Annotated in this window: 16 protein-coding genes; 15 read left to right on the forward strand and 1 reads right to left on the reverse strand. The window is 44.4% G+C overall.

Annotation, left to right across the window (positions count from 1 at the left end; genetic code table 11):
• Nucleotides 1-78 precede the first annotated feature (78 nt).
• From ubiG to B9T26_RS07385, 13 genes are all read left to right on the forward strand, one after another.
• Nucleotides 79-795 (forward strand): bifunctional 2-polyprenyl-6-hydroxyphenol methylase/3-demethylubiquinol 3-O-methyltransferase UbiG, encoded by a 717-nt coding sequence (gene ubiG / locus B9T26_RS07325; protein WP_086199063.1) that lies wholly within the window; start codon nucleotides 79-81, stop codon nucleotides 793-795.
• Complete coding sequence (locus tag B9T26_RS07330) at nucleotides 792-1490, forward strand: HAD family hydrolase (protein ID WP_086199064.1); 699 nt, start codon at nucleotides 792-794, stop codon at nucleotides 1488-1490. Before ubiG ends, B9T26_RS07330 begins: the two co-directional genes overlap by 4 nt.
• Before the next feature lie 34 nt (nucleotides 1491-1524).
• Nucleotides 1525-2271 carry a YciK family oxidoreductase gene (locus B9T26_RS07335; protein ID WP_086199065.1) on the forward strand — a complete coding sequence of 249 codons (747 nt, stop codon included), beginning with the start codon at nucleotides 1525-1527 and terminating at the stop codon, nucleotides 2269-2271.
• A gap of 205 nt (nucleotides 2272-2476) precedes the next feature.
• A complete protein-coding gene (locus tag B9T26_RS15650) occupies nucleotides 2477-2632 on the forward strand; it encodes a hypothetical protein (protein WP_171262952.1) in 156 nt (51 codons plus the stop codon).
• Between the two features lie 305 nt (nucleotides 2633-2937).
• Nucleotides 2938-3342 carry an RcnB family protein gene (locus B9T26_RS07345; RefSeq protein ID WP_086199067.1) on the forward strand — a complete coding sequence of 135 codons (405 nt, stop codon included), beginning with the start codon at nucleotides 2938-2940 and terminating at the stop codon, nucleotides 3340-3342.
• Between the two features lie 231 nt (nucleotides 3343-3573).
• Entirely contained in the window at nucleotides 3574-3960 is a 387-nt protein-coding gene (locus B9T26_RS07350; RefSeq protein WP_086199068.1) for an RcnB family protein, read from the forward strand.
• A gap of 130 nt (nucleotides 3961-4090) precedes the next feature.
• Nucleotides 4091-5443, forward strand: coding sequence for an amino-acid N-acetyltransferase (gene argA, locus B9T26_RS07355; protein ID WP_086199069.1), 1353 nt, complete (start codon nucleotides 4091-4093; stop codon nucleotides 5441-5443).
• 670 nt (nucleotides 5444-6113) lie between these two features.
• Nucleotides 6114-7076 (forward strand): sulfonate ABC transporter substrate-binding protein, encoded by a 963-nt coding sequence (locus tag B9T26_RS07360; RefSeq protein WP_086199070.1) that lies wholly within the window; start codon nucleotides 6114-6116, stop codon nucleotides 7074-7076.
• A gap of 29 nt (nucleotides 7077-7105) precedes the next feature.
• A complete protein-coding gene (locus B9T26_RS07365; RefSeq protein WP_086199071.1) occupies nucleotides 7106-8098 on the forward strand; it encodes a sulfonate ABC transporter substrate-binding protein in 993 nt (330 codons plus the stop codon).
• A 16-nt stretch (nucleotides 8099-8114) separates the two neighbouring features.
• The gene (gene ssuD / locus B9T26_RS07370) at nucleotides 8115-9290 is read left to right on the forward strand and encodes an FMNH2-dependent alkanesulfonate monooxygenase (protein WP_086199072.1); all 1176 of its coding nucleotides are present in this window, start codon (nucleotides 8115-8117) and stop codon (nucleotides 9288-9290) included.
• A complete protein-coding gene (gene ssuC / locus B9T26_RS07375; RefSeq protein ID WP_086199073.1) occupies nucleotides 9290-10105 on the forward strand; it encodes an aliphatic sulfonate ABC transporter permease SsuC in 816 nt (271 codons plus the stop codon). The genes ssuD and ssuC overlap by 1 nt, the downstream gene beginning before the upstream one ends.
• Before the next feature lie 10 nt (nucleotides 10106-10115).
• Nucleotides 10116-10925 (forward strand): ABC transporter ATP-binding protein, encoded by an 810-nt coding sequence (locus B9T26_RS07380; protein WP_086199074.1) that lies wholly within the window; start codon nucleotides 10116-10118, stop codon nucleotides 10923-10925.
• A gap of 380 nt (nucleotides 10926-11305) precedes the next feature.
• On the forward strand, nucleotides 11306-11920 hold the full coding sequence (locus B9T26_RS07385; protein WP_086199075.1) for a TetR/AcrR family transcriptional regulator: 615 nt from the start codon (nucleotides 11306-11308) through the stop codon (nucleotides 11918-11920).
• Nucleotides 11921-11999: 79 nt separating this feature from the next.
• On the opposite strand, the gene B9T26_RS07390 is transcribed toward B9T26_RS07385, so the two are convergent.
• Nucleotides 12000-12563, reverse strand: coding sequence for a 5'-nucleosidase (locus B9T26_RS07390; protein WP_086199076.1), 564 nt, complete (start codon nucleotides 12561-12563; stop codon nucleotides 12000-12002).
• Between the two features lie 324 nt (nucleotides 12564-12887).
• On the opposite strand from B9T26_RS07390, the gene ribF reads away from it, so the two are divergent.
• Nucleotides 12888-13889 (forward strand): riboflavin biosynthesis protein RibF, encoded by a 1002-nt coding sequence (gene ribF / locus B9T26_RS07395; protein WP_086199077.1) that lies wholly within the window; start codon nucleotides 12888-12890, stop codon nucleotides 13887-13889.
• A gap of 64 nt (nucleotides 13890-13953) precedes the next feature.
• Nucleotides 13954-15915: isoleucine--tRNA ligase (gene ileS, locus B9T26_RS07400; RefSeq protein ID WP_086199078.1), on the forward strand; the 1962-nt coding region annotated here is incomplete at its 3' end.

Consider the following 15915-nt stretch of genomic DNA (forward strand, 5'->3'; position numbering starts at 1 on the left):
TCGCTTTTTTTAGAATTAACGCTACACTAAGCTCCTGTAACTTTTTTGAATTATAACGACTTGATTGAGGTGATACCGATGTCGCAATTGAATGTTGATCCACAAGAAATTGCCAAATTTGAAGCATTCGCTGCCATATGGTGGGATCAGCATTCTGAGTTCCGCCCATTACACATGATCAATCCGCTACGTTTAAACTGGATTGATGAGCATGCAGGTGGCCTGGCGGGTAAAAAAGTGCTCGATGTTGGTTGCGGTGGCGGTATCCTGTCGGAAAGCATGGCACGTCGTGGTGCCGATGTTTTGGGTATCGACATGGGTGAAGCTCCCCTCAATGTGGCACGCATTCATGCCGAACAGGAAGGCGTGCAGAATATTCAGTATCGCCAGATTCCGGTAGAACAATTAGCCGAAGAACAGGCCGGACAATATGACGTGGTGACCTGCATGGAAATGCTAGAACACGTTCCAGATCCGGCATCGATAATTCAAGCCTGCCATGCACTGGTCAAACCGGGTGGTCACGTGTTCTTCTCGACCATTAACCGTAATCCAAAATCTTATTTATTTGCCATTATTGGGGCGGAATATGTACTGCGTATGCTGGCCAAAGGCACGCATGATTATCATAAATTTATCAAACCGTCTGAATTGGCGCACGACATTCGTGGTGCAGGCTTAAAACTCAAAGACATGACCGGTTTACATTTCAATCCGCTGACCAAACGTTACTGGCTGGCACCAAATGTCGATGTGAACTACATGGTTTACACGCAAAAAGAAGGTGCTGAATGAAAGCGGTACTGTTTGACCTGGATGGCACCCTGATTGACACTGCTGCTGACTTCATTCGCATTATTCAAGACATGTGCCGCGACAAGCAATGTGAAATCGTGGCTGCCGACTTAATTCGCACCCAGGTGTCGGAAGGCGCACGTGCCATGGTGAAACTGGTCTATCCGGAACTGGAAGTGGATGATCCAGTCTTTCTTGCCCATCGCCAGCGCTTTCTGGATTTGTATGGTGAAGATATTGCGGTAGAGACTGACCTGTTTGAAGGCATGTATCCATTGCTGGAACAGCTGGAAAGTCAGGATATTCCCTGGGGCATCGTCACCAATAAGCCACGTTGGTTAAGCGAATCTTTATTAAAAGCCCTGAATTTGACCGAGCGCTGTTCGGTTCTGGTTTGCCCTGAAGATGTCAGCAAAACCAAGCCTGATCCGGAGCCGATGTACCTGGCAGCCAAGCAGATTAATGTTAGACCGGAAGACTGTATTTATGTCGGCGATCATCCGCGTGACATCGATGCCGGCCGTAATGCCCATATGTACACTATTTTGGCCGGCTATGGTTATTTACCATTGCAACACAAAGATGACTTAACAGCCTGGCAGGCGGATTGTATAGTGAAGACAGTTGCGGAATTACATCAAGTGATTAATCAATTGGTCATCTCAAAACAAGACAAAAATTTTCTTATTTCATAACGACATAAAAATACGATAAACGAGGAGGTAGACAATGAAATATTCAGAATATCAACCTCGCCCCGATCTGTTAAAAGATCGCATTATCCTGATTACAGGTGCGGGCGATGGTATTGGTCGTGCAGCTGCAATTAGCTATGCCCTGCATGGTGCCACCGTAGTTCTGCATGGACGTACCTTAAACAAACTGGAAGTCATTTATGATGAAATCGAAGGTTTGGGTGCGCCACAACCGGCTATTCTGCCTTTGCAACTCTCCAGCGCTTCTCCTCGCGATTATGAGTTACTGGTCGATACTTTAGAAAAGCAGTTTGGTCGCCTGGACGGCATTTTGCATAATGCCGGTATTTTGGGAGAACGTACTGAACTGGCGCATTACCCGGTGGATGTCTGGGATGATGTGATGGCCGTGAATTTGCGTGCACCCTTTTTACTGACCCAATCCCTGTTACCACTCCTGCAAAAATCGGAACATGCTTCGGTGGTCTTTGCCAGTTCTGGTGTCGGTCGTGAAGCACGCGAACGCTGGGGTGCCTATTCGGTATCCAAAATTGCCATTGAAGCGGTGAACCAGATTTTTGCCAAAGAAAATGTCTATCCGAATGTGCGTTATAACTGTATCAATCCGGGTGCAACCCGTACCGCCATGCGTGCCAAGGCTTATCCGGACGAAGATCCCAAAACTTTGCCGACACCGGAAAGCATTATGCCGGCTTACCTGTACTTGATGGGTGACGACAGCCTACATCTGAATGGTCAAAGTATTGATGCACAGGACTAATCCTTGAAGATCAAAAAGGGAGTCAATTGGACTCCCTTTTTTATTCTTCATTTAAACGAGTTAAACCACGCAAAAGCATCTTCATCATCAGTAAATCATAAATCGTATTTACAAATAACTTTTACAAAAATATTCGTTTTTCCAAATAATAAAAATGCGTCTATGCTAGGCATCATTGAAAACATCCACTATGAGGAAGATTGACATGGCTGATCAAAAGCGAAAAATTGAAACGATTCGTAGCATTAAAAAATTGCAGCTTTCGAATGTCCTGATTCGTGGCCTGGATGATGCCAAACAGGCAGAAACCATTGCTGAAGCAGTCACCTCATTACAAAACCTGATTGAACAATGGAACTAATGCCCAATTATGAACGACCTGTGAACCGCCAGGAGCATAGCTATTTCTTGTTTGGAAAGAAAAAATTTTACTTCATAAAATAATTTACAGAAATTTGATACAAAATTTTCATCCGCAGAAAGTTTTCGAGTATTTTATAGCTCTATAAAATTGCTCAAGATTTTTGAATGATGAGAGATGTTGCAAGAATATCCTTATTATCTCTGCATTTTTTAAGAAATGCGTGATCTATCTTCACAGTTTCTCTGCAATTTTTTCGTACATTAGCAGCCATGAAATTAATAACTTTTCTATGAGGGTTCAACATGAAAAAGATTTTGACAGTTTTGGCAATTTCTTTCAGTGCATTGATGGCAAACACGGCCAGCATTGCCGGACCTCATGAAAAAAACAATAATCATCGTGGCTGGGATCAATCCGATCAGCCAAAATTTAACCGCGGTCGCGATTTTCGTGAAGATGATCATGATGATGACATGCAGGACAAACGCCGTATGCGTGAAGAACGCGGATTCAAGCGTCTGCAACAGCATAAATGGCAACCCGGTTATGTGATGCCACAGCATTATCGCGGCAATGGTTACAAGGTCGATTACAGAAGCCATGACTTGCCTAAGCCGTCGCGTAATCAGCAATGGTACAAAATCAACAATGACTATATTTTAGTGGATACTGACAGTAATAACATTGTGCGTATTCAAGGATTTTAAAACGCTGTTTTAACTTCTCCACGCCCAAACTCCGGTTTGGGTTTTTTTATTTTTGCGCTGTGATTATTTCAATATCACCCTTTAACCGTATGACTTTCGGCACTTTTACAATCTTCTTTTTTTCTCCATCAATTTCACAATTCAACTAAGATTCCAACATCGTTTATCTCTACTTTTCCTCTAATTTTGAATCATCGAAAACATATACCGAAATGATCTAGGGTGAAAGTAATGAAAAAAGTTCTGACTACAATTGCACTTTCTTTATCTGCATTGATGGCAACTTCTGCGATGGCAGCGCCGGATCATCGTTATGATGATCGTCAACGTTATAATCATGCCCCATCGCATCAGGATAAACGTTGGGATAATAATAACCGTTACAACCATAACCGCTATGACAATAATCGCTATGACAACAAACGAGTAAACCCAAGCCGTGACTGGCGTGCAGGCCAAAATTTCCCGCGCGTATTTAGCTCATCCAGCTATAAAGTCAGCGACCGTGAAGCACGTCGCTTACCGAATACCAATCGTTATCAACAATGGTATAAAGTCAACGGTGACTATGTGTTAGTGAATGAACGTACCGACCGCATTGTACGCATCATTAACTAAAAACTTCGTTTAAGTCTCCTGTTCCCACAAGAAGCACCTGAATTTGTTCAGGTGTTTTTTTATTTTGACCCTTCCCCTATGCCATTTTTTGATTAGAATCAAAGCAGGAAATTTTTATTTTGAGATAGGCATGCAAACGAATCCATCTGAAACATCACAAAGCACGAATTTACAATATGTGCATTGGTTTCGACATTCTGCGCCTTATATCAATGCCCACCGCAACAAAACTTTTGTCATCATGTTTGATGGTGAAGCGGTACAACATGAAAATTTCCAGCATATTATTCATGACATTGCTCTGCTGCACTCTTTAGGTATTCGTCTGATTCTGGTGCATGGCGCCCGTTCGCAAATCAACCAGAACCTAAAAGTCAGCGGTATTCAAACACCGTTCCATAATCACCGCCGGATTACTACACGTGAATCTTTAAGCTGCGTGATGAATGCGGTGGGATCTATTCGCTTGCAAATTGAAGCCCTGCTTTCCATGGGACTGGCCAACTCACCCATGTACGGCGCACGAATTGATGTGATCTCAGGCAATTTCGTCACCGCCAAACCTTATGGCATTCGTGATGGTGTTGATTTCCAGCTCACAGGTGAAGTACGTACGGTCGATACCGATGCCATTCAAAGACATCTGAAAAATCATAATATTGTGTTGCTTGGCCCAACCGGTTATTCCAATACTGGTGAGGTGTTTAATCTGGTCGCCGAAGAAGTCGCCACCAATACCGCCATTCTGCTTAAAGCCGACAAGCTGATATTTTTGGGTAAGCAACAGGGCTTGGTGAACGAGTTTGGACAATTGCAACGCGAAATTGCCCCGCATCAGCTGGATCAGCAGATCTTGCAATATCAGGATTCCAACCCGGATATTGCCCTGCAATTACGCGGTGCCAAAAATGCCTCACTTAAAGGGGTAAATCGTGTACATCTGATTTCTTATACCTACGATGGCGCATTGCTGGAAGAGCTGTTCACCCGTGATGGTGCCGGCACCATGATGACCGATGCCCATTATGAAGATGTGCGTACTGCCAATATTCAGGATGTCGGTGGTTTAATGAACTTGCTTCGCCCACTGGAAGCCGAAGGCATTCTGGTGTATCGCTCGCGGGAACGTCTGGAAAGTGAAATCGAGCAGTTTTCCGTGATTGAACGGGATGGGATGATTTTGGCCTGTGCTGCCCTGTACCCGATTCCAGCTTCAGCCAATGAAATTAAATCGGCCGAGATTGCCTGTGTCGCGGTCGATCCGACTTATCGAAAGTCCAACCGCGGCAGCCAGATTTTGCATTATCTGGAAGACAAGGCCAAAAGCCTGGGCATTCAGCAACTGTTTGTTTTAACGACCCGGACTGCACATTGGTTTGTCGAGCATGGTTTTGAACCTGCCAGTGTCGATGACCTGCCGAATGCACGTCAGGCCTTATATAACTATCAACGCAATTCTTTGGTGTTCAAAAAGTCACTTTAAGTCACTACGGTCCCATAGTTGAAGTCCATGTATTAGATTCGCGAGTGTGGCAGGGATGCCACACATTCCCCATCCTTGCGCTGCGTTATAAAGCAGTGCTTAAAACTGGCTCAGGATGTCGTGTATGGGGAATAAAGACTTTTCTTGCGAACTCAAAATATATTTTGAGTTCTCATTTTGGTCTGTCAAAAGTAGGGTTTAGCCTACACAAAGTCACTTAAACTTTTAAAGAAAAGACAAGGCTATGAAAAATATAAATATCAAATATTTAAAGATAACAAATCATCATGCTGGTTCAGTATTAAAATAAAATTCAAATTATGGGACAGCAGTGCACTTTAAGTGGCTTTTTTTATCACTGCCATAGCTTTATTTTTTATATCTTTATCTCTGCTTTTGCGAAATTTTTGACGATTTGCTTATGCCATATTTAAATAACCTTATACTTACTTAAGATTTAGAACTTAATTCATTAAATATCAATAATATAATGAATTAAAACAACATATTTTATGATTCTTATAAATCACTTTTCTACATAAGTTTTTCTTTTTTTTATTTATCTTTTTTCCTCATTAAGAATTCCTATTTTTTTATTTTTTCCGAAAAAGAAAAAGCTTTAGCGTATGTGTTCAATATTCAACACTTCATTGTTGCGGAGCACACCTACATGAGCGCCATTCAAGCAAAATTCTGGGCGAAATCACTGGTCCTTTCTTCAGTAGTTGCTGGCGCAATGATGATGACAGGTTGTGGAAAAAAAGAAGCTGAAACGGTCACTTTAAATATCGGCTTTCAGAAATATGGCTTATTACCCATTATTAAAGAACGCGGCATTTTAGAAACCGCGTTGAAAGACCAAGGCGTGAATGTGAAATGGGTCGAGTTCCCAGCCGGTCCGCAACTGCTTGAGGGCTTAAATGTCGGCAGTGTGTCTTTGGGTGAAGCAGGCGAAGCACCGCCTATTTTTGCTCAGGCGGCTAACTCGAATCTGGTTTATGTCGCGAATCAACCGGAAGCACCTAAAGCTGAAGCATTAATTGTTCAAAAAGATTCAGCCATTAAAAATATCCAAGATTTAAAAGGTAAGCGTGTTGCGCTGAATAAAGGCTCAAATGTTCATTACTTACTGTTAAAAGTTTTAGAAGCCAACAAGCTGACCCTGGATGACATCCAGGTGGTGTATTTACCACCGTCAGATGCACGTGCGGCATTTGAACGTGGTGCAGTGGATGCCTGGGTGATTTGGGACCCGTTCTTTGCTGCTGCTGAACAACAGATTGGGGCACGTGTGATTGCCACAGGTGAAAACCTGGTCAGTAATCATCAGTTCTATTTGGCAGACCGTAAATTTGCCGAGCAGCATCCGGATGTGCTGAAAGCGGTGGTGAAGGAACTCAACACCACCACGCAATGGGTGGCACAGCATCACGATGAAGCAGCCAAACTTCTGGAAAAACCAACAGGTCTGTCTAACGATATTCTAAAAACATCCATTTCCCGTATGGGCTTTGGGGTACAACCGATTTCTAACGACGTAGTTCAAAAGCAGCAATACGTTGCCGATGCCTTTTATAACCAGAAACTGATTCCAAACAAACTCAATATTCAAGCCGCGATTCTAGCGAAGTAAACCATAGAACAACGTTTAGGGGATTTAATATGACTCAACATCAGCTACTTAACAAAGCAACTCCATGGTTCAAAACCTCCGGTCATGGCATGCATGCCCTATTGGTTGCTTGCGCGATGTTGGGTTCAAATGCCGCTTGGGCTGTGGATCCTTCGGTAAAACAGCTGCGCGTCGGCTATCAAAAAGCTTCGGTGAATTTGGTGATTGCGCAGCAACAAAAGCTGTTTGAACAGGAATTTCCAAACGCCAAAATCACTTGGAATGAATTTCCAGGTGGTCCGCAAATTTTAGAAGCCCTGGCAGTCGGTTCGATTGATATCGGTGCGACTGGCGATACGCCACCTGTGTATGCTCAGGCCGGCAACAAGCCATTGCATTACTTTGCTTATGAAACTGCAAAACCTTTGGCTTCTGCCATTTTGGTACCAGGCAACTCCAAAATTACCCAGCTCAGCCAGTTGAAGGGTAAACGTGTTGGGGTTCATCGCGGTTCAAGCTCACATTATTTATTGGTGCAAGCGGTACGTAAAGCCGGTTTGCAATGGACTGATATTCAACCGATCTGGCTCAGCCCGGCTGACGCACGTGCCGCTTTCCAGAAAGGTGCTATTGATGCCTGGGCCATTTGGGATCCGTACTATGCTGCGGCTCAAGTGGAAGATAAGGCCAAAGTGCTGGCTTCAGGTAAAGGCTTAAGTCCAAATTACACCTTTTATCTGGCTTCAAGTGATTTAGTTAAAAATCATCCTCAAGCACTTAAAGGCATTATCAAGCAAGTGAACATTGCAGATAAATGGGTACAAAGCAACAAGACTGCGACTGCAAGCCTCTTCGCGCAAAGCACAGGTCTGAAATCGGTGGTCAGCCAGACTTTTATCCAGCGTCGTCCGAACCCGTCTAATGCTGCTCTGCTCAGCAAAAAAGTGATTGCCGATCAGCAAGAACTGGCAAACCGTTTTAGCGAACTCAAGATCATTCCGAAATCTATCAATATTCAGCAAGCCGTTTGGGCAGGCAAGTAATCTAAGGATCAAAGCAATGAAAATTTTCTGGTTTATTCCTACGCATGGTGACAGCCGTTATTTAGGCACAAGCAAAGGTGCGCGTCAGGTCGATCATGCTTATATGAAACAGATTGCCGTAGCGGTAGATAACCTGGGTTATGAAGGCGTACTGATTCCAACCGGCCGTTCATGTGAAGATCCATGGATTACCGCAGCCAGCCTGATCGATGCGACCAAAAACCTGAAATTCCTGGTGGCGTTACGTCCAGGCGTGACCACGCCTGCCCTGGCTGCGCGTATGGCGGCAACTTTTGACCGTTTATCGAATGGTCGTGTCCTGCTGAACCTGGTGACAGGTGGCGATGAGCAAGAGCTGAAAGGTGACGGCGTGTATGAAGACCACGCGACCCGCTATAAAACTGCAGCTGAGTACACCACCATCTGGCGTGAAATTTTAAAACGCTCACACACAGGTGAAAGCTTTAGCTTCAATGGTGAACGCCTACAAGTGGAAGATGCCAAACTGCTTTATCCACCGGTACAGCAACCTTATCCACCACTCTGGTTCGGGGGTTCTTCAGATGCAGCCGTAGATTTAGCAACTGACCAAGTCGACACTTACCTGACTTGGGGCGAGCCACCGGCAGCAGTGAAAGAAAAAATTGAAAATGTCAAAGTCAAAGCTGCTGCTAAAGGCCGTACCTTGAACTATGGTATCCGTTTACACGTGATTGTGCGTGAAACCAATGAACAGGCATGGGCTGCTGCTGAAGAGCTGATTCAATACGTAGATGATGCAACCATTGCGGCTGCACAACAAAAATTCAAGCAGATGGATTCAGTCGGTCAGCGCCGTATGGCTGAACTGCACAACGGTGACCGTAGCAAACTTGAAGTGTCTCCGAACCTTTGGGCAGGTGTAGGCCTGGTTCGTGGTGGTGCAGGTACCGCACTGGTTGGCGATCCTGAAACGGTTGCTGCACGTATTCAGGAATATGCCGACTTAGGTATCGATACCTTCATCTTCTCAGGCTATCCGCATCTGGAAGAATCGATTCGTTTTGCAGAATTGGTATTCCCCTTACTGCCTTTAGAAACCCGCAAAAAACTGGCTCAACCGAACTTGACTGGTCCTTTTGGCGAAATCGTGGCAAATAACTACGTTGCAGATGAAGCTAAAAAGGAAGTTAAACATCAGGAGCCGGCTTAATGAGCAAAACCATTTCTGCTGAAGCCGTGGCCAAAACCAAGGTTTCACGTGGAACACAATTTGGGCAGCGTTTGCTGCCCTGGTTGTTCCCGATTGCACTGATTCTGGTCTGGCAAATTGCCTCTATGACCAGTCTGTTAGAGAGCCGTATTTTACCAGCGCCTACTGCGGTAGTCAGTGCATTCTGGCAGCTGCTGATCAGTGGTGAACTTTGGCAACACGTGAAAGTCAGTGCCGGTCGTGCCCTGCTTGGCTTATTGGTCGGTGGTGGTTTGGGTCTGCTGCTCGGCCTGCTGAACGGTTCTTCTAAAACCGCGTCAACCCTGCTGGATACCACTTTACAGATGATCCGTAATATCCCGGCTTTGGCACTCATTCCTTTGGTGATTTTATGGTTCGGGATTGATGAATCAGCCAAGCTGTTTTTGGTTGCAGTCGGTGTGTTCTTCCCGCTGTATATCAATACCTATCACGGCATTCGTTCGGTTGATCCGCAATTAATCGAAATGGGCAAAAGCTACGGTTTAACCCGCTGGCAGTTATACAAAGAAATTATTTTACCGGGTGCGATGCCGTCGATTCTGGTTGGTTTACGCTTTGCACTGGGTCTGGTCTGGGTGCTGCTGATTGTGGCCGAAACCATTTCTGCACAGTCCGGCATTGGTTATATGACCATGAATGCCCGTGAATTCTTGCAAACTGACGTAGTTTTGGTGGGGATTTTACTTTACGCCCTGCTGGGTAAACTGGCTGATGTACTGGCCGTCGGTTTAGAAAAATACCTGCTGCGTTGGCATGCGGGCTATCAACAATAAGGAATAAGACATGACTGATTTAAGCATCGGGCGTCATGCTTCTGAAGAACGCTCAATACCGCAACAACCGGACCATACAGATATCAATCCTAACGCTGTCGTGGGTGCAGAAATTCTGATTGAACAGCTGCATAAATTCTATGGTGAAGTGAAAGTTCTGGAAGATCTGGACCTGCACATTCAACCGGGTGAATTCCTGGCCATTGTTGGACGCAGTGGCTGTGGTAAAAGTACCCTGCTGCGTCTGATTGCCGATTTGGAACAACCCAGCTATGGCGAAATCAAGTTTAAGTCAGCGCGTCATATTCGCGAAGGCATCACCAGTGATGACATCCGGGTCATGTTCCAGGACCCACGGCTTTTGCCATGGCGGAGTATCGAGCAAAATGTACAATTGGGTTTAGCCAAAGAGCATCAAGGCAATGCCTCTACCCTGCTAGAAAAAGTCGGCCTGAAAGAAAAGGCAGGACTCTGGCCATCACAACTTTCAGGTGGTCAACGTCAGCGTACTGCCCTTGCCCGTGCCTTATCGCATAAGCCTCGTATCTTGCTGCTAGATGAACCTTTGGGTGCGCTAGATGCACTCACCCGTTTGGACATGCAGAACCTGATTGAAAAACTCTGGACCGAGCAAGGCTTTACCGCAATTCTGGTGACCCATGATGTTAGCGAAGCGGTTCAACTGGCTGACCGCATTATCCTGTTAGATAAGGGACACATTGCCCAGCAGTTTAAAGTCGATTTGGCCCGACCACGTAAAAAGGATTACGCATTTACTGAACTCGAGCAACAGGTGCTGAATGCGGTACTGGCAACCTGATCTTTTATTGCTTAAATCAAGATTTGCAATGAGCGCTTATCAATCCGATTTGATTTGCGCTGATCTCAAGATGATGTAAGGTTAAGGCCAGCAGATTCTTTAATTTTATTTAAGGATGGCTGCTTGCTCAAAATATGAAACTGCCTCTCTGGCATAAAAATTTAAATTTAATCTTATTGAAACCCCTGAGGATATCCATAGCGTACTAAACAGCCATCTTCCGGCTTTAACTTTTTACTTTTGTTGAATTTATCGTAATTTCATAGCTCATCTACAAAATAAATCGTCATTATTCATAAAATTAAAACTTTTGCTTATGCACAAATCTGATGATTTGCCGTACAATTTGTTTTTCCCCCTTTAATTTTTTAAATGTGCCAATGGAACAAAAAAAGAGTACTCAAAAAAGACATCAATTGCTGAGTGCAGCACTCGATGTATTTTCCCTTTACGGTTTTAATGGGGCAAGCTTAGACGAGATTGCTCAAATTGCTGAAATGCATAAATCAAATATTTTCTATTATTATGAGAATAAAGAAGCTTTATATGTAGAAGTGCTGACCACTGTTTTACAGAAATGGCTTGCTCCACTGCAAATGCTAGAATCCGAGCTGGAACCAGAAGAAGCTATTAGCAACTATTTAATGCAAAAGATTGAGGTTTCTCGCACTCAACCGAAAGCATCCCGACTGTTTGCTTTGGAAGTGATTCAAGGTGCGCCGCATATCTTGCCGATTCTAAAAGGTCCTTTAAAGAAACTGGTCAAGCGCAAAGCCAAAGTCATCAGCATGTGGCAGGAACAGGGTAAAATTGCCAAAGAAATTGATCCTGAACTGCTTATTTTAAATATTTGGGCCATCACCCAAAACTATGCCGATTTTGCCACCCAAATGGAAATGGTCACCGGTAAAACCTTGCGTAACCGTTCAATGCAGCAACGTTGTATTCAACATACTGTACACATGATGTTATATGGGGTTATCCCTCGTTCATAAACCTTAAATTATCGTCAACGATAATTTTGGCATACGACCATAGCTCCCTATGGTCGCCGAATTACCATTCTTAACCGCTTTATTTTATCATTTGATACAATTCTGACAGCTTTTGCGCCCCCAATAATAAATTTTCTTCCCAATCCAGATGCGCAGTTTCATTGGCCCCATCGGTAATATATTTCACTGAAATAAATCGTACGCCCAGTTTCTTGCAGACTTTGGCCATCGCATAGCCTTCCATGTCCACCAAATTGCACGGCACTTTGGGCAATCCTGTTTCAAAGCTATCCCCCGTTCCGCAAATGCCTTGAGGCAAATGCTGAAAATAGGACTGCAAATGAATTTCCGCAGGATGATCATGATCCATCGGCGTCACACCGACTGCAAAACCGAGGGGCGATACATCCATATCGCGTTGCACAAAGGTACTCACTTCCACCAGCTCATGTGCATTAAAATGTGAACTTCCCGCAGTGCCCAGGTTGAGCAAGGTCTTGCAACCGGTCTTGTGAATCACTTCAAAGGCTTTAAATGCCGCATTGACTTTACCAATACCGCTGTAATGTACTTCGATGCCTGCCTGTTCAAACAGACCTTTAGATTCATTCGGCAATGCCATAATTAAAGCCAAGTCAGACATAGCGAAACCTTGTGTATGTGCAAATTTTAAAGTGTGCACATTAGAAAAGAATTAGCGAATGAGTGCAAATTTAAAATCGTGATCATCCTTGTGCCTAAGCCTTTAATACATCCTGATTCACTTGAATATTTAAACTGACTGATCTGTTGTTCAAGCATTTCAATGTCCTTCAACGCTATTGATCTTCTGCGTTCTGATCTTTTTCAAACACTATTTTTTTGACAAAGATCCAATATTTTTTTGTATGAAAACACAACAACAAGACGAACGGCTAAGATTATGGCAATATATAGCCCTGATAATTTTTCACTTATTGATTTGCCCATGAAGCTGCTCCGCCTGAATGCTTTAGCGCCAGATTTTCAATTGCCAAAAACTGCCGTGACCCTTGGTAATTTCGACGGCGTACATTTGGGTCATCAGGCAATGATTGCACAATTAAAACAACTCGCCGCAGCACAAAATCTAAAAACCCTGGTGATGATTTTTGAACCGCAACCTCTGGAATTTTTTAAAGGGTATGAAGCGCCGCCACGGATCACCTCACTACGTGAAAAAGTCGAATATCTCACCGAGCTGGGTGTCGACTATATTGCGGTCGCCAAATTTGATAATCATTTCCGCAGCTTAAGTGCTGAAGAATTTGCCGACATTTTAAAACACAAACTCAATGCCGATTCCCTGGTTTTAGGCGACGACTTTCATTTCGGTAAAAACCGCCAAGGCAATAGTGAATTTTTAAAAAATTATGGTTTTCAGGTGACCAATTTAAGCACCGTAGCCTTAGCGGGTGAACGGATCAGTTCCACCCGAATCCGCCAGACGCTACAAGCGGGTGATTTAGCCTTGGCGGCCAAATTGCTGGGACGTCCCTATAGCATCACTGGTCGGGTACAATATGGTGATCAAATTGGACGAACAATTGATTTTCCTACTATTAACGTTTCCTTAAACCGCCATAAACCGTGTTTAAACGGAATTTACGGCGTAGAAGTGGTGTGTGAAACCGAATCGTTAAAAGATAAAGTAAAAGCTGACCACCCTGAAAAACTAGGCATTGCAGGTTATGAACCCACTGCCCTGTTTGGTGCAGGACATGTAGGAACACGACCGGCCATCAAACAAGTCCATCCGGAATGGCGATTAGAAGTACATTTTCCTGATGTTTCTGCTAATCTGTATGGCCTGTTAATGCGGGTGATATTCTTGAACTATTTACATGGTGAAAAGGACTACCCTTCGCTTGAAGCATTGAAAGCGGGAATTGACGATGATGTAGAAAAACTGCTTGAGTTTAGACACAACACCCCCAATTTTCCCTTTTAAATCCCAGATTTTTTTATTGTAAAACGCGTCAGCCTAAGACTGATTAAATTGGAAGACAACTTGCATGAGCGATAAGCAAACTCCTGAAAATGCAGTGGATTACAAAGCCACGCTAAACCTCCCAGGTACCGAATTTGCAATGAAAGCAAATCTCGCAGTACGTGAAGCAAAATGGTTAGAAGAGTGGTATGCCGACAACATTTATCAGCAGATTCGTGCGTCGCGTATTGGCAAGAAAAAATATGTACTTCATGACGGCCCTCCCTATGCCAATGGTCAAATCCATTTAGGTCATGCAGTCAATAAAGTGCTGAAAGATATCATCATCAAAAGCCGTGTGATGGATGGCTTTGATGCACCTTATGTTCCGGGTTGGGACTGTCATGGCCTTCCTATCGAACTCAAAGTAGAAGAAAAAGTCGGTAAAGTCGGCGTGAAAGTGGATGCGTCTACTTTCCGTAAAGCCTGCCGTGAATATGCCTATACTCAAGTCGAACTACAAAAGAAAGACTTCATACGTATGGGCGTGTTTGGTGACTGGGACAATCCTTACCTCACAATGAACTTCAAACAGGAAGCCGACATTGTTCGCTCGCTGGGTGCCATTGCCAAAGCCGGTCATATTGAACCGGGCTTAAAACCTGTGAACTGGTGTCTGGACTGCGGTTCGGCATTGGCTGAAGCAGAAGTTGAATATGAAGATAAAAAATCTGATGCCATCGACGTGGGTTTCACTGTTGTTGATCTTGCTGACTTATCTGCACGCCTAGGTGTAACCGTTGCCGATTCAACAGACATCGTGATCTGGACCACTACCCCTTGGACGCTTCCTGCTAACCAGGCGGTTGCCCTGCACGCAGAAATTGAATACCAGTTGGTCAAAGCACGTGGTGAAGATAAAGCTGCACAAAACTTTATCTTGGCCAAAGATTTGGTTGAATCTGCCACTGAACGTTATGGTTTTAACACTGTTGAAGTGATTGCAGATTTTGCCGGTAGCAAACTTGAAAATCTTGTTCTTCAACATCCTTTAATTAGCGATCGTCAAGTACCCGTAATTTTAGGTGAACACGTTATCGCTACCAGCGGTACTGGTGCAGTACATACTGCGCCTGGCCATGGTGTGGACGATTATAAAGTTGGCCTACTGTATAACTTGAAAGTTGACAATCCTGTGGGTGGTAATGGTGTGTATTTGCCTACTTCACCAATTTTTGCCGGTGAGCACATTTATAAAGCCAACCCTAAAATTATTGAAGCATTAAGTGAAGCGGGCAAACTTTGGGCACATCACCCAATCAAGCACAGCTACCCGCACTGCTGGCGCCATAAAACCCCGATTATCTTCCGTGCGACACCACAATGGTTCATTAGCATGGATGCCAAAGGCCTACGTCAAAATGCACTCAATGCAATTGAAAATGACATCAGCTTTGTACCGGATTGGGGTAAAAACCGTATCCAATCAATGATCGAAGGCCGTCCGGACTGGTGTATTTCACGTCAACGTACTTGGGGTGTCCCAATTCCGTTCTTCGTGCATAAAGATACCAATGAATTGCATCCACGTACTCCGGAATTGACCGAAGAAGTGGCGAAACTGATCGAACAGGAAGGGATTGATGGTTGGTATAACCGTGATGCTTCTGAGTTCATCGGTGCAGACGCCGAGCAATACAATGCCGTACGCGATACCCTGGACGTGTGGTTCGACTCCGGAACAACCCACTTTGCCGTGCTTCGTGAACGTGAAGAATTGACTGACCCTGCGGATTTGTACCTGGAAGGTTCAGACCAGCACCGTGGCTGGTTCCAGTCTTCATTGCTCACCTCAATTGCCATCAATGAACGTGCCCCTTATAAAGGCCTGTTGACGCATGGTTTCGTGGTCGATGAGAAAGGTCGCAAGATGTCGAAGTCGATCGGTAACGTAATCACACCGCAGGACATCATTAAAGATATGGGTGCAGACGGTTTACGTTTCTGGATCGCCTCTGCGGATTACCGTTATGAAATGACGGCGGGT

This window comes from Acinetobacter sp. ANC 4169 (assembly GCF_002135355.1).
GTDB lineage: Bacteria > Pseudomonadota > Gammaproteobacteria > Pseudomonadales > Moraxellaceae > Acinetobacter.